General features: G+C 35.0%; 21 protein-coding genes. 19 read left to right on the top strand and 2 right to left on the bottom strand.

Annotation, left to right across the window (positions count from 1 at the left end; genetic code table 11):
- The first annotated feature begins 3 nt into the window (after positions 1-3).
- The 10 genes from lpxD (at position 4) to P164_RS04705 (ending at position 9,873) form a co-directional block, all read left to right on the top strand.
- Positions 4-1,032, top strand: coding sequence for a UDP-3-O-(3-hydroxymyristoyl)glucosamine N-acyltransferase (gene lpxD, locus P164_RS04750; protein WP_028375322.1), 1,029 nt, complete (start codon positions 4-6; stop codon positions 1,030-1,032).
- Positions 1,022-2,431 (top strand): bifunctional UDP-3-O-[3-hydroxymyristoyl] N-acetylglucosamine deacetylase/3-hydroxyacyl-ACP dehydratase, encoded by a 1,410-nt coding sequence (locus P164_RS04745; protein ID WP_035899347.1) that lies wholly within the window; start codon positions 1,022-1,024, stop codon positions 2,429-2,431. The genes lpxD and P164_RS04745 overlap by 11 nt, the downstream gene beginning before the upstream one ends.
- Before the next feature lie 4 nt (positions 2,432-2,435).
- Entirely contained in the window at positions 2,436-3,221 is a 786-nt protein-coding gene (lpxA, locus tag P164_RS04740; RefSeq protein WP_028375320.1) for an acyl-ACP--UDP-N-acetylglucosamine O-acyltransferase, read from the top strand.
- Between the two features lie 40 nt (positions 3,222-3,261).
- The gene (gene efp, locus P164_RS04735; RefSeq protein WP_028375319.1) at positions 3,262-3,828 is read left to right on the top strand and encodes an elongation factor P; all 567 of its coding nucleotides are present in this window, start codon (positions 3,262-3,264) and stop codon (positions 3,826-3,828) included.
- A gap of 2 nt (positions 3,829-3,830) precedes the next feature.
- Entirely contained in the window at positions 3,831-4,763 is a 933-nt protein-coding gene (locus P164_RS04730) for a UDP-3-O-(3-hydroxymyristoyl)glucosamine N-acyltransferase (protein ID WP_028375318.1), read from the top strand.
- Position 4,764: 1 nt separating this feature from the next.
- Positions 4,765-5,178, top strand: coding sequence for a hypothetical protein (locus tag P164_RS04725; protein ID WP_028375317.1), 414 nt, complete (start codon positions 4,765-4,767; stop codon positions 5,176-5,178).
- Positions 5,179-5,237: 59 nt separating this feature from the next.
- Positions 5,238-6,110, top strand: a complete 873-nt coding sequence (gene sucD, locus P164_RS04720; RefSeq protein ID WP_028375316.1) for a succinate--CoA ligase subunit alpha — start codon at positions 5,238-5,240, stop codon at positions 6,108-6,110.
- A 118-nt stretch (positions 6,111-6,228) separates the two neighbouring features.
- Positions 6,229-6,975, top strand: coding sequence for a 3-oxoacyl-[acyl-carrier-protein] reductase (gene fabG / locus P164_RS04715; protein ID WP_028375315.1), 747 nt, complete (start codon positions 6,229-6,231; stop codon positions 6,973-6,975).
- A 25-nt stretch (positions 6,976-7,000) separates the two neighbouring features.
- On the top strand, positions 7,001-9,040 hold the full coding sequence (locus P164_RS04710; protein ID WP_028375314.1) for a hypothetical protein: 2,040 nt from the start codon (positions 7,001-7,003) through the stop codon (positions 9,038-9,040).
- A gap of 17 nt (positions 9,041-9,057) precedes the next feature.
- Positions 9,058-9,873 (top strand): prohibitin family protein, encoded by an 816-nt coding sequence (locus P164_RS04705; protein ID WP_028375313.1) that lies wholly within the window; start codon positions 9,058-9,060, stop codon positions 9,871-9,873.
- Between the two features lie 49 nt (positions 9,874-9,922).
- On the opposite strand, the gene P164_RS04700 is transcribed toward P164_RS04705, so the two are convergent.
- Complete coding sequence (locus P164_RS04700) at positions 9,923-10,495, bottom strand: hypothetical protein (RefSeq protein WP_125411749.1); 573 nt, start codon at positions 10,493-10,495, stop codon at positions 9,923-9,925.
- Between the two features lie 35 nt (positions 10,496-10,530).
- Positions 10,531-11,244 carry an OmpA family protein gene (locus P164_RS04695; protein ID WP_028375312.1) on the bottom strand — a complete coding sequence of 238 codons (714 nt, stop codon included), beginning with the start codon at positions 11,242-11,244 and terminating at the stop codon, positions 10,531-10,533.
- Between the two features lie 268 nt (positions 11,245-11,512).
- On the opposite strand from P164_RS04695, the gene hisG reads away from it, so the two are divergent.
- Genes hisG through hisIE form a run of 9 tightly spaced genes read left to right on the top strand, consistent with a single transcriptional unit; the run spans position 11,513 to position 19,155 of the window.
- Positions 11,513-12,373 carry an ATP phosphoribosyltransferase gene (hisG, locus tag P164_RS04690; protein ID WP_028375311.1) on the top strand — a complete coding sequence of 287 codons (861 nt, stop codon included), beginning with the start codon at positions 11,513-11,515 and terminating at the stop codon, positions 12,371-12,373.
- Between the two features lie 22 nt (positions 12,374-12,395).
- Positions 12,396-13,688: a histidinol dehydrogenase gene (gene hisD / locus P164_RS04685; protein ID WP_028375310.1), complete on the top strand. Its 1,293-nt coding sequence runs from the start codon at positions 12,396-12,398 to the stop codon at positions 13,686-13,688.
- Positions 13,688-14,740 (top strand): histidinol-phosphate transaminase, encoded by a 1,053-nt coding sequence (hisC, locus tag P164_RS04680; RefSeq protein WP_028375309.1) that lies wholly within the window; start codon positions 13,688-13,690, stop codon positions 14,738-14,740. The genes hisD and hisC overlap by 1 nt, the downstream gene beginning before the upstream one ends.
- Positions 14,741-14,749: 9 nt before the next feature.
- Positions 14,750-15,907, top strand: coding sequence for a bifunctional histidinol-phosphatase/imidazoleglycerol-phosphate dehydratase HisB (hisB, locus tag P164_RS04675; protein WP_028375308.1), 1,158 nt, complete (start codon positions 14,750-14,752; stop codon positions 15,905-15,907).
- Between the two features lie 26 nt (positions 15,908-15,933).
- Positions 15,934-16,515 carry an imidazole glycerol phosphate synthase subunit HisH gene (hisH, locus tag P164_RS04670; protein ID WP_028375307.1) on the top strand — a complete coding sequence of 194 codons (582 nt, stop codon included), beginning with the start codon at positions 15,934-15,936 and terminating at the stop codon, positions 16,513-16,515.
- A 30-nt stretch (positions 16,516-16,545) separates the two neighbouring features.
- Positions 16,546-16,938: a four helix bundle protein gene (locus P164_RS04665; RefSeq protein WP_028375306.1), complete on the top strand. Its 393-nt coding sequence runs from the start codon at positions 16,546-16,548 to the stop codon at positions 16,936-16,938.
- Between the two features lie 51 nt (positions 16,939-16,989).
- On the top strand, positions 16,990-17,715 hold the full coding sequence (gene hisA / locus P164_RS04660) for a 1-(5-phosphoribosyl)-5-[(5-phosphoribosylamino)methylideneamino]imidazole-4-carboxamide isomerase (protein WP_028375305.1): 726 nt from the start codon (positions 16,990-16,992) through the stop codon (positions 17,713-17,715).
- A gap of 54 nt (positions 17,716-17,769) precedes the next feature.
- Positions 17,770-18,525: an imidazole glycerol phosphate synthase subunit HisF gene (gene hisF, locus P164_RS04655; protein WP_028375304.1), complete on the top strand. Its 756-nt coding sequence runs from the start codon at positions 17,770-17,772 to the stop codon at positions 18,523-18,525.
- Positions 18,526-18,531: 6 nt separating this feature from the next.
- Positions 18,532-19,155, top strand: a complete 624-nt coding sequence (hisIE, locus tag P164_RS04650) for a bifunctional phosphoribosyl-AMP cyclohydrolase/phosphoribosyl-ATP diphosphatase HisIE (RefSeq protein WP_262490362.1) — start codon at positions 18,532-18,534, stop codon at positions 19,153-19,155.
- Positions 19,156-19,168 lie beyond the last annotated feature (13 nt).

Raw genomic sequence — 19,168 nt, 5'->3', positions numbered from 1 at the left:
AAGATGAAATTTACCGCTGAACAGATTGCAGGAATTTTAGAAGGCTCTGTTGATGGAGACCCTAATGTTGAAGTTTCTAGACTTTCGAAGATTGAAGAAGGAACAGAAGGGTCGCTAACATTTTTAGCTAATCCTAAATACACTCCATTTATATATAAGACTAAAGCTACAATCGCTATAGTTGATCACGATTTTCAACCAGAACATGAGTTAACTCTTACACTCATACGGGTTGAAAATGCTTACTCATCATTCTCTAAACTTTTAGAATATTACAATCAGGTAAAATTAAATAAATCTGGTGTTGAAAGTCCTGTTTACATTTCAGATAGTGCTACTTATGGGGAAAACATTTATCTGGGAGCTTTTGCTCACATAGGAGAAAATGTGCGTATAGGAAATAATGTGAAGATTTATCCTAATGTATATATTGGTGACAATTGTGTAATAGGTGATAATTGCGTTTTATTTTCTGGAGTAAAAATATATTCAGATTGCATACTCGGCAATACAGTTTACGCCCATAGCGGGGTTGTAATAGGTGCAGATGGCTTTGGTTTTTCTCCAGATGAGTCAGGAAGCTTCAGTCGTGTACCACAAATAGGAAACGTTATAATAGAAGACAATGTAGATATAGGCGCAGGCACCACGATTGACAGGGCAACATTAGGATCTACCATTATTAGAAAAGGAGTTAAACTTGATAACCAGATTCAAATTGCTCATAATGTTGAAATAGGAGAACATACTGCTATAGCGGCTCAAACAGGTATTGCAGGCTCTACTAAAATAGGAAAGTACTGCCGTATAGGTGGTCAGGTAGGCATTGTAGGACATCTAATTATAGGAGATCGCGTAAAAATACAAGCACAATCAGGTATAGGTCGTAATTTAAAGGATGATGAGGCAGTGCAGGGTTCTCCTGCGTTAGCCTATAGCGATTACAACAAATCGTATGTTCATTTTAAAAATTTACCAAGTCTGGTTCAACAAATAAATAATTTGGAAAAACAAAAATCCAATGATAAGTAAAGCTATAGGAAAGCAAAAAACAATCGCCGGTGAGGTTTCCTTGACCGGCGTTGGTTTACATACGGGTAAGAATGTTACACTTACATTCAAACCCTCAGAAGAAAATACAGGAATGTATTTTAAACGTGTTGATATTGAAGGGCAACCTATCATCGAAGCCAATGCAGATTACGTTGTTAACACGCAACGTGGCACTAATTTAGAGAAGTTGGGAGTTCATATTCAAACCAGCGAGCACGTTCTTGCAGCTTGCGTAGGTTTAGGAATTGATAATATTTGTTTAGAAATAGATTCTCCAGAGCCACCTATTATGGATGGTTCTTCAAAATTCTTTGTAGAAGCATTAGAGAAAGTAGGCCTTGTAGAACAAGAAGCCTGTAGAGAAGAATTTGTTGTTACAGAAGTAATTAGCTATCTCGATGAAAAATCTGGTAGTGAGATTATACTTATGCCTGCAGATGAATACCAGTTGACCACTATGGTTGACTTCGGAACAAAAATATTAGGTACTCAAAATGCGAGCATTAAGAGTATTACAGAATTTAAAGATGAAATATCAGATTCTAGAACCTTTAGTTTTTTACATGAGATAGAGATGCTTCTCGAGCACGGTCTTATTAAAGGAGGTGATTTAAATAATGCAATTGTTTATGTAGATAAAGAATTATCTGAAGAAACAATGGCTAAATTGAGAAAAGCCTTTAATAAAGAATCTATCTCTGTTAAATCTAATGGGATACTTGATAATCTTACCTTAAACCATCCTAACGAAGCGGCACGCCATAAATTACTAGATGTAATAGGTGATTTAGCTCTTGTAGGAATGCCTATAAAAGGTAAGGTTATTGCAAACAAACCGGGACACTATGTAAATACACAGTTTGCAAAAAAATTAAAGAAAATTATCAAGACTGAGAAAAGGAACAATCTCCCTGTTTTTGATCTTAATAAACCTCCTGTTAAGGATGTGAATCAAATAATGGCTATGTTGCCACATCGACCTCCGTTTTTATTGGTAGATAAAATTTTAGAAATTACAGACACTCAGGTAATCGGTTTAAAAAATGTGACTATGAACGAACCATTTTTTGTAGGTCACTTTCCGGGCGCACCAGTAATGCCAGGAGTTTTGCAGGTTGAGGCAATGGCTCAAACAGGAGGTATTCTTGTTTTAAGTACCGTGCCAGATCCTGAGAATTATCTTACTTATTTTATGAAAATAGATAATGTTAGATTTAAACAACAGGTTCTACCGGGAGATACACTAATTTTTAAATTAGATTTACTCTCTCCTATACGCAGAGGAATTTGCCATATGCAGGGTAGCGCTTATGTTAATGGAAAATTAGTTTCTGAAGCTGAGCTTATGGCTCAGATAGTTAAAGTAAAGAAAGATTAGATTTATGAATCAACCCTTAGCATACGTTCATCCTGGAGCTAAAATTGCCAAAAACGTAGTAATTGAGCCATTCACAACTATTAATAATAACGTAGTAATAGGTGAAGGCAGCTGGATAGGATCGAATGTGACCATAATGGAAGGTGCCAGAATAGGTAAAAATGTAAATATTTTTCCCGGTGCAGTAATCTCTGCGGTTCCTCAGGATAAAAAGTTTGAAGATGAAGATACAGTTACTATTATAGGTGATAACACAACGATTAGAGAGTGTGTTACAATAAATAGAGGTACTTCTGACCGTATGAAAACACAAATAGGTGAAAACTGCTGGATTATGGCATATTGCCATATTGCTCACGACTGTATCGTAGGAGATAATTGTATTTTTTCAAATAACAGTACTCTTGCAGGACATATAACAGTAGGCGATTATGTTGTTCTTGCCGGTATGGCAGCTGTGCAACAATTTTGTACAATAGGTAATCACGCTTTTGTAACGGGAGGATCTTTAGTGCGTAAAGACGTACCACCTTATGTGAAAGCCGGTAGAGAACCCTTATCTTATGTGGGCATTAACTCGATAGGTCTTAGAAGAAGAGGTTTTACAACTGAAAAGATTAGAGAAATTCAGGATATTTATAGAATATTATACCAGAAAAATTATAATAATACACAAGCTGTTAATATTATTGAAGTAGAGATGGAAGCCACACCAGAGCGTGATGAGATTCTTCAATTTATACGCAATTCGCAGCGTGGTATTATGAAAGGATATTTTACAACTAATTAAAAATTTCGCCTTGGCGAAAACTTAAGAAATAATTAAAATTATGGCAACTACCTCAGATATTCGTAACGGAATGTGTATTCATTACAATCACGATATTTATAAAATTATAGAATTTTTGCACGTAAAACCGGGTAAAGGTCCAGCTTTTGTGCGTACCAAGTTAAAGAGTGTAACTAACGGAAAAGTATTGGACAATACATTTTCTGCAGGACATAAAATTGAAGAAGTACGTGTAGAAACTAAAGGCTATCAGTTTTTATATAATGATGGCGAATGGTTTCATTTTATGAATACTGAAGATTATACACAAATACGCTTATTAGAATCAGCATTAGATCAACCGGGATTATTAAAAGAAGGTGAAGTAGTAACTATTGCAATTAATACTGAAGATAATATGCCACTTTCGGTAGACATGCCGGCACACGTAATACTTACGGTAACTGCTACAGAACCTGGTCTTAAAGGTAATACTGCAACTAATGCAACAAAACCTGCCACTGTAGAAACAGGAGCAGAAGTTAATGTTCCCTTATTTATTAACGAAGGGGATAAGATTAAGGTTGAGACTGAAAAAGGAACGTACAAAGAGCGAATTAAAGAATAATTGTGAAATTTCCGCAGAAACATACACTAGAACAAATTGCTACTATTCTAAATATAGAATATGTAGGCGATTCAGAATTTCCGGTTTTTGGTCTTAATGAAATTCATGTTGTTGAGCCCGGTGATATCGTTTTTGTAGATCATCCTAAATATTATGATAAAGCTTTAGAGTCTGCAGCAACAATTATTCTAATTAATAAACGAGTTGATTGTCCTAGTGGAAAGGCTTTGCTTATTTCTGATGATCCTTTTCGCGACTTTAATAAGTTAACTAAATTTTTTAAACCTTTTGAAAAGGCGGTTAATGCTATTGCTGAAACAGCTTCAATTGGCATCAATACTATTATTCAACCCAACTGTTTTATAGGAAACAATGTAAAAATTGGTGATAATTGTTTAATACACTCTGGTGTTACTCTTTATGACAACACTATAATTGGGAATAATGTGACCATTCATTCAGGTGCCATTTTAGGTGCAGATGCCTTTTATTATAAAAAGCGCGAGACTGGTTTTGATAAACTGCTTTCTGGCGGTAGAGTTGTTATACACGATCACGTAGATATAGGTGCTGCCTGCACAATAGATAAAGGTGTGTCTGGAGATACAATAATCGGTTGGGGTTCTAAGTTAGATAATCAGGTTCATATAGGTCACGATACGCAAGTAGGGGAGCGCGTGCTAATTGCAGCTCAAACAGGTATTGCCGGTTGCGTGATTGTAGAAAATGATGTTGTAATTTGGGGTCAGGTAGGTATAGCTAGTGGGGTTACTATTAAAGAAAAGGCTGTTATTTTTGGACAAAGTGGTGTAGGAAGAACCTTAGAAGGAGGTAAGTCTTACCTGGGATCACCCGCAGAAGACAGCAAGAAAAAATTTAGAGAATTGGCATCAATTCGTCAAATACCATATATTTTAGAACAAATAAAAAAGTAAAATGAGTAAATCAGCTAAAGATCTCGTAAGAGGTTTATATGAGTCAGACTTTTTTAATGATTCAAGTGTTTTAAAGCAATATTTGCATAAAGATGCAGAATTGTATTGGAACGCATCTACAGGTTTTTCTAAAATGACCTACAAGGACATCACAGAAATGTCTTCGGAGATGGGCAAATCGTTTATATCTTTAAGATCTTCGATAACACATCTTTTAGCAGATAAAAATCAGGTAAGTATACGCCTTACATATTATATAAAAACTGTAGAAAATCCTGAAGAAGAGGTAGGCATTATTCATTTTATGGCTATCTGGGAACTAAAGGATAGTTTACTCTATAAAGGCTATCAAATAAGTCAGCCTAGTGATCAGGACCCTCAAAATTTAGATGCACACATACGCATAAAGTCCTAAAATTCCTTTAGGTTTCTCCTTTAAAAAATTACTTTTGTACCACAAAATTTAAACAACACATGAGCGTTTTAGTAAATAAAGATTCCAAAATTATTGTACAAGGTTTTACCGGTAGTGAAGGTACATTTCACGCAGGTCAAATGATAGATTATGGCACTAATGTAGTTGGTGGTGTAACTCCCGGTAAAGGAGGTCAAAAACATCTTGACAAGCCTGTATTTAATACTGTTTCTGAAGCAGTAAAAGAAACAGGAGCTGATGTTTCTATTATTTTTGTACCGCCTGCATTTGCTGCAGATGCTATAATGGAATCTGCTGATGCAGGTATTAAAGTAATTATCACAATTACTGAAGGTATTCCGGTTTCAGATATGATCAAGGCTTCTAATTATATAAAAAATATAGACTGTAGGTTAATTGGCCCTAACTGTCCTGGTGTCATTACTCCGGGTGAAGCAAAAGTAGGTATTATGCCAGGTTTTGTTTTCAAAAAAGGTAAAGTGGGTATCGTTTCTAAATCAGGAACCCTAACTTATGAAGCTGCAGATCAAGTTGTAAAACAAGGTTTAGGTATCACTACTGCTATAGGTATTGGTGGAGATCCAATCATAGGTACGACTACAAAAGAAGCTGTAGAGTTACTAATTAATGATCCCGATACAGATGCTGTTGTAATGATAGGTGAAATAGGTGGTCAATTAGAAGCAGAAGCTGCACGATGGATTAAAGCTAGTGGAACTAAAAAACCGGTAATAGGTTTTATCGCTGGTGAAACTGCTCCCGCTGGAAGAACAATGGGTCACGCCGGTGCTATTGTTTCTGGTGAAGGTGAGTCTGCTGCAGATAAGAAAAAAATATTAAGAGAGTGTGGAGTACACGTTGTTGATTCTCCTGCAGAAATAGGTAAAAAAGTTGCTGAACTTTTAGCATAAGCTTTTTTTCAAATACGTTAAAACCGACACGTAATGTGTCGGTTTTTTTATGCGCAAACTCTTCAAGTTTGCTATATTTACTCTCGTTCGTCGAAACTAACCATTCAACAAATTTAGAATGAAACTTTTAGAAGGAAAAAATACAATTATAACCGGTGCCAGCCGCGGAATAGGTAATGGTATCGCAAAGGTGTTTGCTCAAAACGGAGCTAACGTTGCATTTACATACAGCTCTTCTGCAGGACCCGCAGAAGAACTTGAAAAAGAACTTACAGCCTTAGGAGTAAAAGCAAAAGCTTATAAATCTAATGCTGCTTCATTTGACGATTGTCAAGAGTTAATTAAGCAGATATCAGAAGATTTTGATTCTATTGATATTCTTGTAAATAATGCGGGAATTACAAAAGATAATTTACTCATGCGTATGAGCGAGGCAGACTTTGATCAGGTTATTGAAGTTAACCTGAAGTCCATTTTTAATATGACTAAAGCAGTACAGCGTACCATGCTTAAGCAGCGTTCAGGTAGCATTATAAATATGAGTTCTGTAGTAGGTGTAAAAGGTAATGCCGGCCAAGCAAACTATGCAGCGTCTAAAGCAGGTATTATAGGTTTTTCTAAATCTATGGCTTTGGAATTAGGTTCACGTAATATACGTACAAACGTAGTGGCTCCCGGTTTTATAGAAACCGAAATGACGGCAAAACTTGATGAGAAAACCGTTGCAGGATGGCGCGAAGCAATTCCACTTAAAAGAGGTGGTACCACAGAAGATATTGCAAATGCTTGTGTATTTCTTGGAAGTGATATGAGTGCTTATGTAACAGGACAAGTACTACAGGTAGACGGAGGTATGCTTACCTAAATTCAAAAATAAAATGTACTAATTTATGGCAGTATCCACTATTCTATACATTATCCTTATTGGGATAATAGCATTGGTTACTGCCATATTTTTTTATTTCTACAAACCGGAACGCTCAAAAAAGCTTAGGCTTATTTTAAGTAGCTTACGCTTTATTACCTTGTTTTCGGTACTTCTACTATTATTAAATCCTGAATTTAAACAGGTAACCTACACAACTGTTAAACCTAATCTGGCTCTAGCTGTAGATAATTCTAATTCTATAGATTATTTAGGTTTTTCAAAAGATGTAAATAATACGGTTCAAAAATTAGTTACTAATGAGCAACTAAACAAACGCTTTGATATAGATCAATATATTTTTGGTGCAAATATTAAACCACTTGATAGTATTAATTTTACAGATGAGCAGACAAACATATCAAAAGCCCTTCAGACCTTAAATAAAATATATAAAGATCAAACATACACGCCGCTGCTCATTTCAGATGGTAACGCTAATTTAGGAGGCAACTACCGTTATATTTCAACAGACATAAAGAATACAGCTGTAAATTTTCTAGTTGTGGGGGACACCACGCAATACGAAGATTTAAGAATCATACGTACTAATGTAAATAAATATGCTTACTTAGATAATGAATTTCCAGTTGAGATTATAGCTGAATATCAGGGTGACAATGAAATAAATGCGCAACTCTCCATTACAAAAAATGGTTCTGTAGCTTTTAAAGAAAACAAACAGTTTTCTGCCTCGCAAAATACACAACGCTTTAATTTATTTCTAAAGGCCAACGCAATAGGTGTTCAGAATTATGCTGTTACTATAGGCGCGATTTCTAATGAAAAAAACACAGAAAACAATACAAAGAATTTTGCTGTTGAAGTGATTGATCAACGCTCTAAAGTTTTGATAGTCTATTCGGTGTTGCACCCTGATTTAGGTACACTAAAAAAAAGTATTGAAAGCAATCAATTACGTTCTGTAGAATTAAAAGAAGTATTCAACATCAAATCAGAAGACATAAATGAATCAGATCTGGTGATTTTATTTGAACCCGATACTAAATTTAAAAGTGTATATGCTGAATTAAATAAACTGAATAAAAATAGATTTACGATAATTGGTACAGTAACCAATCGTACTTATACAAATAGTATTCAGAAGTCATTTTCCCTACCGTTAAATAATCAAACTGAAGAATCTCAACCACTGCTAAACAAATCCTTTACTTCATTTCAATTAGACGATTTGGATTTTTCAAATTATCCTCCTGTAAAAACACAATTTGGAACTTCTAAAATTGCCGGTAATAGCGATGTATTATTTTATCAACGCGTTAATGGTGTTTCTACTAAAAACCCCTTATTAGCTGTAACAGAAACTGATGGTAGAAGAGAGATTATTTTGTTTGGAATGGGTGTTTTTCAATGGCGTATTCAAAGTTTTTTAAACAATTCTAATTTTGAAGATTTTGATAATTTGATAGATAAACTTGTTCAATATGCTGCTTCAAATCAAAAACGAGATCGGTTACTAGTGGATTATGAGCGTTTTTATTACGGTGGAAACGCTATCAAACTTAATGCTCGTTATTTTGATCAGAATTATGTATTTGATCCCGGTGCTCAATTACAAATTAAATTGCAAAATAAGAATTCTGAATATACTTATGAAGCTCCTATGGTTGTTAAGGGGAATGATTATCAATCAAACCTTACAAATTTAGAAGCTGGCGAATATAGTTTTATTATTAGCGAGTTATCTAGCGGCATTAAAACTTCTGGAGCTTTTACATTAATTCCTTTTAATCTAGAGCGCCAAAATCTGAACGCTGACTTTGCGAAGATGCAAGTGGTAACTACGGAGACAAATGGATATATAAATACTTTAGATAATGTTGATGAATTAGTAAATCAACTTATTAATGATGATCGTTTTATACCCATTCAGCGAGCCGTGGAAAAAAGCGTACCTTTAGTCAACTTCATTTACCTGCTGGCTCTTATTATTTCTAGTCTTACAGCAGAGTGGTTTCTCAGAAAATACAACGGATTAATATAAATTGAAATTTTAAATATATGGATAGATTACCAAAAGTAGGAATACCTATAATTATAGGAATAATTATTCTCGTCATCATAATTGCTAAATCTGCGGTTACCATTGATTCTGGTGAAGCAGGTGTACTGTATCAACCTTTTAGTGGTGGTGTCGTAACAGATGCTCCTCCATTAGGAGAAGGTTTTCACGTTGTTGCACCCTGGAATAAAGTTTTTATATATGAAGTACGTAGACAGGAATTAAAAGAGATTATGAATGTTTTATCATCTAATGGTCTAGATATAAAGTTAGAAGCATCAGTATGGTATCAGCCCGAGGCTAAAAATCTGGGTAAATTACATCAGGAAATAGGCGGTGATTATTTAAATAGGATTTTGTTACCTACAATACGTTCTGCAGCACGTTCGGTTGTAGGTAGATATACACCAGAACAATTGTATTCATCTAAAAGAGATGCTATACAGGCTGAAATTTTTGATGAGACCAAAAAGATAATTAAAAATCAATACATTCAGTTAGATGAAGTTCTTGTACGTGATGTGACATTACCTGCTACAATTAAAGAAGCTATTGAACGCAAATTAAAGCAGGAACAAGAATCTCTTGAGTACGAGTTTAGACTAATATCTGCACAAAAAGAGGCACAGAGACAAGTTATTGAAGCGCAAGGTAAATCTGATGCAAACCGTATTTTGAGTCAGTCTTTAAATGATCAAATTTTAAAAGATAAAGGTATAGAAGCAACGTTAATGCTTGCTAAATCTAATAACTCTAAAGTTATTGTTATAGGCGCTGGTGATGGTGGTTTGCCTATTATATTAGGAAATGATTAAACCTAAATTCTAGTATAAAAAAAGCCCCGGAAAAAATTCGGGGCTTTTTTTATGCTTTTTTCATACGTATAGGTTCCTTAAACGTTCTACGTTTGCTTTCGGCTAGCATTTTAGCTTTAGAAACCCAGTGATCATTTATAATTCGATCTGGGAAAAACTGTATGAGCTCTGTAACAATCTCTATATCATTAGAATTAAACTTACTTATTTGTTCAAACGTATAAATACCTATATCGTTTAATTTTTCTTCCGTAAAGGGACCAATACCTATTATTTTTTGAAGATTATCAGCATCGGTCTCATCTGCTTTACCAATTCTCTCAAAATCTAATTCACCATCATTAACAACAGAAACAGTCTTCTCTTTTACGTGACTCTTTTTGCTTTTACCTAATTGTTTAAGTTTAGCAACTTTACGAAACTTTTCAAGATGGTCTTCTTCGCTAATAGGAGCTTGTGCAAAATCGTCTTCCGTTTTATCAAGATTTACTAGGCGTTGAAGCTTATTTAATTTTCTAAGATATTTTGATTTCTGATAAAAAAATGCGAAAAAATAACCAATTAAAAAAGAGGTTAACATTAAAAAGAAGACCTCAATGTAAATCAATGGAATTGAAATCATATCTGAATTTTTCTGGATAAAAAGTATATAATGGGTCATTCTATAATTACTTCTATTCTATTATTTTTCTTTCTCTCAGATTCATTTGTATTTAAAACAATAGGATCATTTTCACCTTTAGAATATGCAAAAACTTGATTTTCAGGTATTTTTAGTCGTACTAAGATATAATTTCTAACTTGAATTGCCTCTTTAAAGGCTACTTTATAATTATCTATATCACTACCCACGTAATCTGTGTACCCTATTATTTTAATTTTTGCGTTCGGCTTTTTCTCAAGTCTTATTTTAATATAGTCTAAAAACTCCTGAGAAGAATAATCATCCACAACTCTACCACCTATAGAAAATTCGGGATAAAATGTATAATCTACACGTCGCGGTACAGTGTTTTTTTTGCGCGATTCAGCATTTAATTTTGCTTCTCTTAAACGTTCTTTATCTTTTTCTATAGCACGGGTTTTTGCCTCTATGCTTTTACTTAATGTTTCTATAAGCTGCTCATTCCCACGGGCTAAATTGCTTTCTACAAAAGAATTGATATTAGAATCTTCAAGTTCTTGCTTAATTAGTGTTTTTTGACTTTCTAAACTATCTAATTGATTAAAATTAACACCTGAATTTTGCGAAGGTGGCAAATAATTGCTAAAGATACTTCTTCTGTTTAATGCATCGCTTGCTTTTAAAAAGTAAAAGCCTATAGCACACCACCCTAAAAACACTAAAAAAGCAATAGAAAAATTCTTCATCCTTATTGAATTTATTCAAAAATAATACTTTACACTAAATAATTTACTTTACTTCTAAAAACAATCCGAATCATATATAGGTTTATTCTTTTTTTTTATAAATTCGCATTCCTATATGAAAAGAACAGCTTTACATCATCATCATTTTTATTCACGCGTTCAGGCGAGGTAGAAATGTTGTGTATAGCTAGCTTATAAATAACAGTAACCCGTTTGAGTCATTCAAACGGGTTTTCTGTTTGAATAGCTTAAGCATAATAAAGAAAAAATGACACAAAAAATTAGAATTGCTATTCAAAAGTCGGGTCGACTTAATGAAGAATCTTTACAAATCTTAAAAGACTGCGGAGTTTCTATAGATAATGGCCGCGATCAACTTAAGGCAAGTGCTGCAAATTTTCCTCTAGAGGTTTTTTACTTAAGAAATGGGGATATTCCGCAATATTTAAGAGATGGGGTAGTAGATATCGCTATTCTTGGAGAAAATGTATTGTTTGAAAAAGGGGAAGATATTTCAATCGCACAAAAATTAGGTTTTTCAAAATGTCGCGTTTCACTTGCTGTGCCTAAAGGCACAAAATATGATTCGGTTAAAGATTTTGACGGAAAGAAAATAGCAACTTCCTATCCCAATACTGTAATTAATTATTTATCACAATTTGGGGTGAAAGCAGACTTACACATCATTAATGGTTCGGTAGAAATTGCACCTAATATTGGCCTTGCAGATGCGATTTGTGATATTGTTTCAAGTGGAAGTACGCTATTTAAGAACAATCTCAAGGAAGTAGAAGTAATGTTGAAATCTGAGGCAGTACTTGCTGTTTCTCCTAAGATAGATACAGAGCGTCAGGTAATTTTAGATAAACTTTTATTTAGAATTCAAGCAGTTTTAAAAGGGCGTGATTACAAATACGTATTGCTCAATGCACCTAATGAACGTCTTGATGATATCATAAAAATGCTTCCGGGAATGAAAAGTCCTACCGTATTACCTCTTGCCGAAAAAGGCTGGAGTAGTGTTCATTCTGTAATTGACAAACAGGCATTCTGGGAGGTAATAGATAATCTTAAAGATGCCGGTGCACAGGGTATTTTGGTTAGCGATATTGAAAAAATGGTCTTATAATTTATTTTGAAAATCAATTGCTATGATTAAAATAGATAATCCAGAACGATCAACGTGGGCCACTATACTAGAAAGACCTACTCAAACCTATGATCAGATAGAAGGTACTGTTCTTGAAGTTTTTAAAGCGATACAGGCAGAAGGAGACAAGGCTGTAAATTTTTATACTAAAAAATTTGACGGTATTGAAATAAACAATTTTGAAGTATCTGCTGTTGAAATTGAAGCTGCCGTAACAAATTTAGATTCTGATTTAAAAGAGGCGATACGTTTAGCTAAGGGTAATATTGAAAGATTTCATGAAGCTCAAAAAACTGCTCCGGTACGTGTAGAAACTACTGCTGGTGTAAACTGCTGGCAAGAAAAGAGACCTATACAAAAAGTTGGTCTTTATATTCCAGGCGGTACAGCGCCTTTATTTTCTACAATTTTAATGCTTGCAATCCCTGCTAAAATAGCGGGCTGTAAAGAGATTGTATTATGCACCCCACCAGATAAAGAAGGGAATATTAATCCGGCGATTTTATTTACCGCACACTTATGTGGTATAGACAAAATTTATAAAGTAGGAGGCATTCAAGCCATTGGCGCGATGACCTTTGGAACTCAAACCATTTCTAAAGTATATAAGATTTTTGGCCCGGGTAATCAATTTGTAACGGTTGCTAAGCAAATGGCTACGAAATATAATGTAAGTATAGATATGCCAGCCGGCCCTTCCGAATTGCTCGTAGTTGCAGATGATACTGCAGATGCTTCTTTTGTAGCTTCAGATTTACTGAGCCAGGCAGAACACGGAGTTGATAGTCAGGTAATTTTAGTTTCTACTTCAAAAAATCTAATTAGTTCCGTAGAAAAAGAACTGGAAAAACAACTTGAAGTGCTTCCTCGAAAAGCAATAGCAGAAAAGGCCATTGCTAGCAGCAAATTAATTTTTGTTAAAACGCATAAAATTGCACTTGAACTTATAGATGAGTATGGTCCTGAACACTTTATAGTAGCAACAGATGATAACGCGTATTATGTAGATAATATTGCCAATGCAGGTTCTGTTTTTATTGGTAATTACACACCTGAAAGCGCCGGTGATTATGCCTCGGGGACTAATCATACCTTACCCACTAATGGCTATGCAAAACAATACAGCGGTGTAAATCTGGATAGTTTTATGAAAAATATGACCTTTCAGGAATTGTCGCCAGAAGGAATACAAAATATAGGTAACGCAATAGAACTTATGGCAGCTGCCGAAGGTTTACAAGCTCATAAGAATGCTGTTACGCTGCGTTTAAATAAACTTAAACAAGAGAACTAATGCCCAATCAAACATTCTATTTAGAAAAATTGGTACGTGATAATGTAGCTAAATTGAAGCCCTATTCCTCGGCTCGAGATGAGTTTAAGGATTTTCACGATGATATGGTGTTTTTAGATGCAAATGAGAACCCCTATAATAATGGAGTAAACAGGTACCCAGATCCTCAGCAGGTCACTTTAAAGCAGCATTTGTCTACCGCAAAACGTGTTCCCGTAGATCAAATTTTGTTAGGTAATGGTAGTGACGAAGTGCTTGATTTGCTATTTAGAGCTTTCTGCGAGCCTAATGTAGATAATGTGATTACATTACCTCCCACATACGGAATGTATGGTGTTTTAGCGGCTACAAATGCCATAGCAAACAGAGAAGTACTACTCACTCACGATTTTCAGCCAGATGTTACTAAGATTTTAGATCAGGTAGATCATCAGACAAAAATGATTTTTTTATGTTCGCCTAATAATCCTACAGCAAATAGCTTTGAAGCAGCAGCTATAAAAACACTGTTAGAATCTTTTAAAGGACTCGTAATTGTAGATGAAGCTTATGTAGATTTTGCAGAAGGCGAAAGCTGGTCAACTCAACTCCATGAATATCCTAATTTGGTAATTATTCAAACCCTGTCTAAAGCATACGGTTTAGCAGGAATTCGACTTGGTATTTGTTATGCTTCCGCAGAAATTATAGCAGTACTTAATAAAATAAAACCACCGTATAATGTTAACGAACTTACTCAGAAAAGAGCCTTAGAGCGTATTCTGGATACTGATAATGTAGAAAAAGAAATCAACTCAATTTTAATAGAAAGAGATGAGTTATCTAAAGTATTACTTGAAGTAGATTTTGTAAAAGTTGTGTTTCCTTCTGAAGCCAATTTTGTGCTGGCACGTGTAGACGATGCTAACAAAAGATATGATCAATTGATACAAAAAGGAATTGTCGTTCGCAATAGAAGTACGCAGGCATTGTGTGAGAACACCTTGCGATTTACCGTGGGAACATCAGAAGAAAACAAAAAATTAATAGCTGCTCTTAAAGAACTTGCATAAAATACAATAATGAATTCTAACCCATACAATACCGGCCGTAAAGTCTTATTTATAGATCGTGACGGAACTTTAATTAAAGAAACTGTAGACGAACAAATAGACGCTTTTGAAAAGATGATTTTCTACCCCAAAGCTTTTACCTATATGAGTAAAATTGCTCAGGAGCTCGACTACGAGTTGGTTATGATTACGAATCAAGATGGTCTGGGTACCGACTCTTTTCCCGAAGATACCTTCTGGCCGGTGCATAATTTTATTATGAAATCCTTCGAAAATGAAGGGGTTGTTTTTGATGCAGTTTATTTAGATCGTACGTTTCCGCACGAGAATGCAAATACCCGCAAACCGGGAACAGGAATGCTAACGCAGTACTTTTCTGAAGAGTATGATCTTGCTAATAGCTTTGTTATTGGAGATCGTCTTACAGATATAGAATTAGCCAAAAACCTGGGTGCTAAAGGGATTTTTATCAACGATAATACCGAATTAGGCACAGGAGAAATAACCGTAAAACGTGACGAACTCGACGCAGTAATTGCACTTGAGAGTAATGACTGGCAAAAGATTTATGAGTTTTTAAAATTAGAAGCGCGTACCGCTTCAATTTCAAGAAAAACAAATGAAACGGCTATTGAAATCGAATTAAACCTTGACGGAACAGGAAAGAGCGATATTAAAACCGGTCTGGCCTTTTTTGATCATATGCTAGATCAGCTTGCACGTCACGGTTCTATGGATCTTAAAATTTACGTAGATGGTGATCTGGAAGTTGATGAACACCACACGATAGAAGACACAGCAATTGCGCTGGGAGAGGTGTTTGCTAAAGCGTTAGGAAATAAACTGGGCATTGAGCGCTATGGTTTTTGTTTACCTATGGATGACTGCTTAGCGCAGGTAGCGATAGACTTCGGTGGTCGCAACTGGTTGGTTTGGGAAGCAGATTTTAACAGAGAGAAAATAGGTGAAATGCCTACTGAAATGTTTTACCACTTTTTTAAATCGTTTACAGATGGTGCACGAGCAAACCTTAATATAAAGGCAGAAGGAACCAATGAGCATCACAAGATTGAAGCGATATTTAAAGCTTTCGCGAAAGCAATAAAAGTGGCTGTAAAACGTGACTCAGAAAAAATGATATTACCCAGCACTAAAGGGATGTTGTAAGCAGAAGCAAAACCTAAGATTTAAAAATGAAATTAGTAATTATAAACTACGGTGCCGGAAACATACAAAGTATCAAGTTTGCTTTTCAGCGGTTGGGTATTGAAGCAGTTCTATCTGATGATGCTGAAGAAATTAAAGCAGCCGATAAGGTGATTTTCCCGGGAGTAGGAGAGGCGAGTAGTGCAATGGCAAAACTGCGATCTACCGGATTAGATAAATTAATACCAACTTTAAAGCAACCTGTTTTAGGTATTTGCCTGGGTATGCAATTAATGTGTAAACATTCTACAGAAGGAGATACAAGTGGTTTAGGAATATTTGATACAGAAGTTATTAAATTTTCAAAAAGTGTCAAAGTACCGCAAATAGGATGGAATGAAATTTCGAGTTTAGAAAGTCAATTATTTAAAGATATTTCTGAGAATGCGCATATGTATTTGGTTCATAGTTTTTATGCACCAAAATGCAAGGAGATGATCGCGACAACGCATTATGAGGTAGATTATGCTTCCGCATTACAAAAAGATAACTTTTACGGCGTGCAATTTCACCCCGAGAAGTCAGGTGTTGTAGGAGAACAGATTTTGAAGAATTTTTTAAATATTTAGAATTTATTATTTCTAATTTGTTATTAAAAAATGGGTACGATTAAACGCTTTGAGGATTTAGAAATATGGCAACTTGCACGTTTAATATGTATTGATATAGAGCAGCTTTTTTTAAATACTGATTTAGGAAAAAATTATTCGCTTAGAAATCAAATGGAAAGAAGTTCAGGTTCAATTATGGATAATATAGCCGAAGGTTTTGATCGTGATGGAAACAGAGAGTTTATTGTTTTTTTAAGTTACTCAAAAGGTAGTGCCGGAGAATTGAAATCTCAACTTTATAGATCTTCTGATAAAGCATTAATTTCGAAAAATCAGTTTGATGAATGCAGCTCTAAATGCCAAGAATTACAAAATAAAATAGGTGGTTTTATGAATTACCTCAAGAATTCTGAATTTAAAGGTTCAAAGTTTAAACGTTAGAGCCTAACACTTTGAATTAGAAACAATAAATAATGAATTATAGATTATAGAATGAGATTAATCCCGGCAATAGATATCATAGATGGTAAATGCGTGCGTCTTTCTAAAGGCGACTATGATACCAAGAAAATATACAATGAACATCCGCTTGAAGTAGCAAAGGAATTTGAAGCCCACGGAATACAGTATTTACACTTGGTAGACCTTGATGGTGCTAAAAGCAAGCATATTGTAAACCATAAGGTTTTAGAGCAAATAGCGTCGCAAACCAGCCTTAAAATCGATTTTGGTGGCGGTTTAAAGACTGATGATGATTTACGAGTGGCTTTTGAAAGTGGAGCAAACCAAATTACCGGTGGAAGCATTGCCGTTAAAGATCGGGAGACTTTTAAGAGTTGGTTGTCAAAATTTGGAAATCAAAAAATAATTTTGGGAGCAGATGCTAAAGATGAAAAAGTTGCGGTAAGTGGCTGGTTAGAAGAATCAAAAGAAGAATTGATTCCTTTTATACAAGGCTATCAGTTAGAAGGTGTTTCTTATGTAATTTGCACAGACATCAGTAAAGACGGGATGTTAGAAGGACCTTCTTTTGATTTATATAAGCGTATTTTAGAAGAAACTGAAAATTTAAAACTTATCGCCTCAGGAGGAATTTCTACATTTGATGAACTTCCTAAACTTGCAGAACTGGGCTGCGAAGGAACCATAATAGGAAAAGCTATTTATGAGGGTAGAATCTCAATGAAGCAATTGGAAGGTTTTATTCTGAATAAATAATTACGGTTAGAAATGAGTTTTCCGCCCAAGCGGAAATTAAAGAATAGATATAAAATGCTTACAAAACGTATCATACCCTGTTTAGATATTAAAAACGGCAGAACTGTAAAAGGGGTTAATTTCGTCGATTTACGCGATGCCGGTGATCCGGTAGAACTGGCTGCGAAGTATGCTGAAACAGGTGCAGACGAACTCGTTTTTCTCGATATTTCGGCAACTGAGGAGCGTCGTAAAACATTAGCAGATTTGGTTTTGCGAGTTGCTGAAAAAATAAATATACCGTTTACAGTAGGTGGTGGTATCTCTTCTGTAGCGGATGTAGATATTTTGCTTCAGAATGGTGCAGATAAAGTTTCTATTAACTCTTCCGCAGTTAAAAATCCGCAGTTAATCAATGATCTTGCGGCTAAGTTTGGTTCGCAATGTGTTGTTGTAGCCATTGATGCAAAACAGATTGAAGGTAAATGGACGGTGCATCTAGTAGGCGGTAAAGTGCCAACAGAATTAGATCTTTTTGAGTGGGCACAAGAAGTTGAAATGCGTGGAGCCGGGGAGATTTTATTTACTTCGATGGACCACGACGGTACAAAAAATGGATTTGCAGATGATGCGCTGGCAAAATTGAGCGATTTGCTTAACATTCCAATTATCGCTTCGGGTGGTGCAGGAAATATGCAACACTTTACAGATACATTTATAAATGGGAAAGCTGATGCAGCCCTGGCTGCAAGTGTATTTCATTTTCACGAGATTGATATTCCCGAGTTAAAACTCGAATTAAAAAATAAAAATATTCCGGTAAGGATATAACTAGAAATTTCGCAGCGGCGAAATAATACCAGTATTATGAAAATTACATACAATGAGAAGGGTTTAGTTCCTGCAATTATACAAGATGCCAAAACCAAAACGGTATTGATGTTAGGTTATATGAACGAGGAGGCCTATCTCAAAACAAATGAGACTAAGAAGGTTACTTTTTTTAGCCGCAGTAAGCAACGCTTATGGACAAAAGGTGAAGAAAGTGGTAATTTTTTACATCTTGTTTCTATAAAAAATGATTGTGATAATGATACTTTATTAATCACTGTAAATCCACAAGGACCTACTTGTCATACAGGTACAGATAATTGCTGGGGTGATACAAATACACAAGATTTTGGGTTCTTTAGCGATCTTGAAAAAACCATTGCAGAACGTAAAGCCAACCAGGATAACGAGAAAAGCTATGTTGCAGATTTGTTTAGAAAAGGAATCAATAAAATAGCTCAGAAGGTGGGAGAAGAAGCCGTAGAAGTAGTTATCGAGGCGAAAGATAATGACGATAATTTATTTCTTAATGAAAGTGCAGATTTGCTTTTTCATTATTTAATACTTCTTAAGGCAAAAGGTTTTGGTCTCAATGATATTGAACAGGTACTGTTAAATAGAAAGAAGTAAACCAAGAAAAGTT

It is taken from the genome of Leeuwenhoekiella sp. MAR_2009_132, from assembly GCF_000687915.1.
Lineage (GTDB): Bacteria > Bacteroidota > Bacteroidia > Flavobacteriales > Flavobacteriaceae > Leeuwenhoekiella.
The sequence above is the reverse complement of the archived record's forward strand: the minus strand, read 5'-3'. Positions and strand labels throughout refer to the sequence as shown.

Coding starts and splice junctions, on each gene's coding strand:
- efp (WP_028375319.1), top strand. CDS start 3,262: ATGGCAACTACCTCAGATATTCGTAACGGAATGTGTATTCATTACAAT.
- hisG (WP_028375311.1), top strand. CDS start 11,513: ATGACACAAAAAATTAGAATTGCTATTCAAAAGTCGGGTCGACTTAAT.
- P164_RS04700 (WP_125411749.1), bottom strand. CDS start 10,495: ATGATTTCAATTCCATTGATTTACATTGAGGTCTTCTTTTTAATGTTA.
- P164_RS04710 (WP_028375314.1), top strand. CDS start 7,001: ATGGCAGTATCCACTATTCTATACATTATCCTTATTGGGATAATAGCA.
- P164_RS04665 (WP_028375306.1), top strand. CDS start 16,546: ATGGGTACGATTAAACGCTTTGAGGATTTAGAAATATGGCAACTTGCA.
- hisA (WP_028375305.1), top strand. CDS start 16,990: ATGAGATTAATCCCGGCAATAGATATCATAGATGGTAAATGCGTGCGT.
- hisD (WP_028375310.1), top strand. CDS start 12,396: ATGATTAAAATAGATAATCCAGAACGATCAACGTGGGCCACTATACTA.
- hisC (WP_028375309.1), top strand. CDS start 13,688: ATGCCCAATCAAACATTCTATTTAGAAAAATTGGTACGTGATAATGTA.
- lpxD (WP_028375322.1), top strand. CDS start 4: ATGAAATTTACCGCTGAACAGATTGCAGGAATTTTAGAAGGCTCTGTT.
- hisH (WP_028375307.1), top strand. CDS start 15,934: ATGAAATTAGTAATTATAAACTACGGTGCCGGAAACATACAAAGTATC.
- P164_RS04705 (WP_028375313.1), top strand. CDS start 9,058: ATGGATAGATTACCAAAAGTAGGAATACCTATAATTATAGGAATAATT.
- P164_RS04745 (WP_035899347.1), top strand. CDS start 1,022: ATGATAAGTAAAGCTATAGGAAAGCAAAAAACAATCGCCGGTGAGGTT.
- fabG (WP_028375315.1), top strand. CDS start 6,229: ATGAAACTTTTAGAAGGAAAAAATACAATTATAACCGGTGCCAGCCGC.
- hisB (WP_028375308.1), top strand. CDS start 14,750: ATGAATTCTAACCCATACAATACCGGCCGTAAAGTCTTATTTATAGAT.
- sucD (WP_028375316.1), top strand. CDS start 5,238: ATGAGCGTTTTAGTAAATAAAGATTCCAAAATTATTGTACAAGGTTTT.
- hisF (WP_028375304.1), top strand. CDS start 17,770: ATGCTTACAAAACGTATCATACCCTGTTTAGATATTAAAAACGGCAGA.
- lpxA (WP_028375320.1), top strand. CDS start 2,436: ATGAATCAACCCTTAGCATACGTTCATCCTGGAGCTAAAATTGCCAAA.
- P164_RS04725 (WP_028375317.1), top strand. CDS start 4,765: ATGAGTAAATCAGCTAAAGATCTCGTAAGAGGTTTATATGAGTCAGAC.
- P164_RS04695 (WP_028375312.1), bottom strand. CDS start 11,244: ATGAAGAATTTTTCTATTGCTTTTTTAGTGTTTTTAGGGTGGTGTGCT.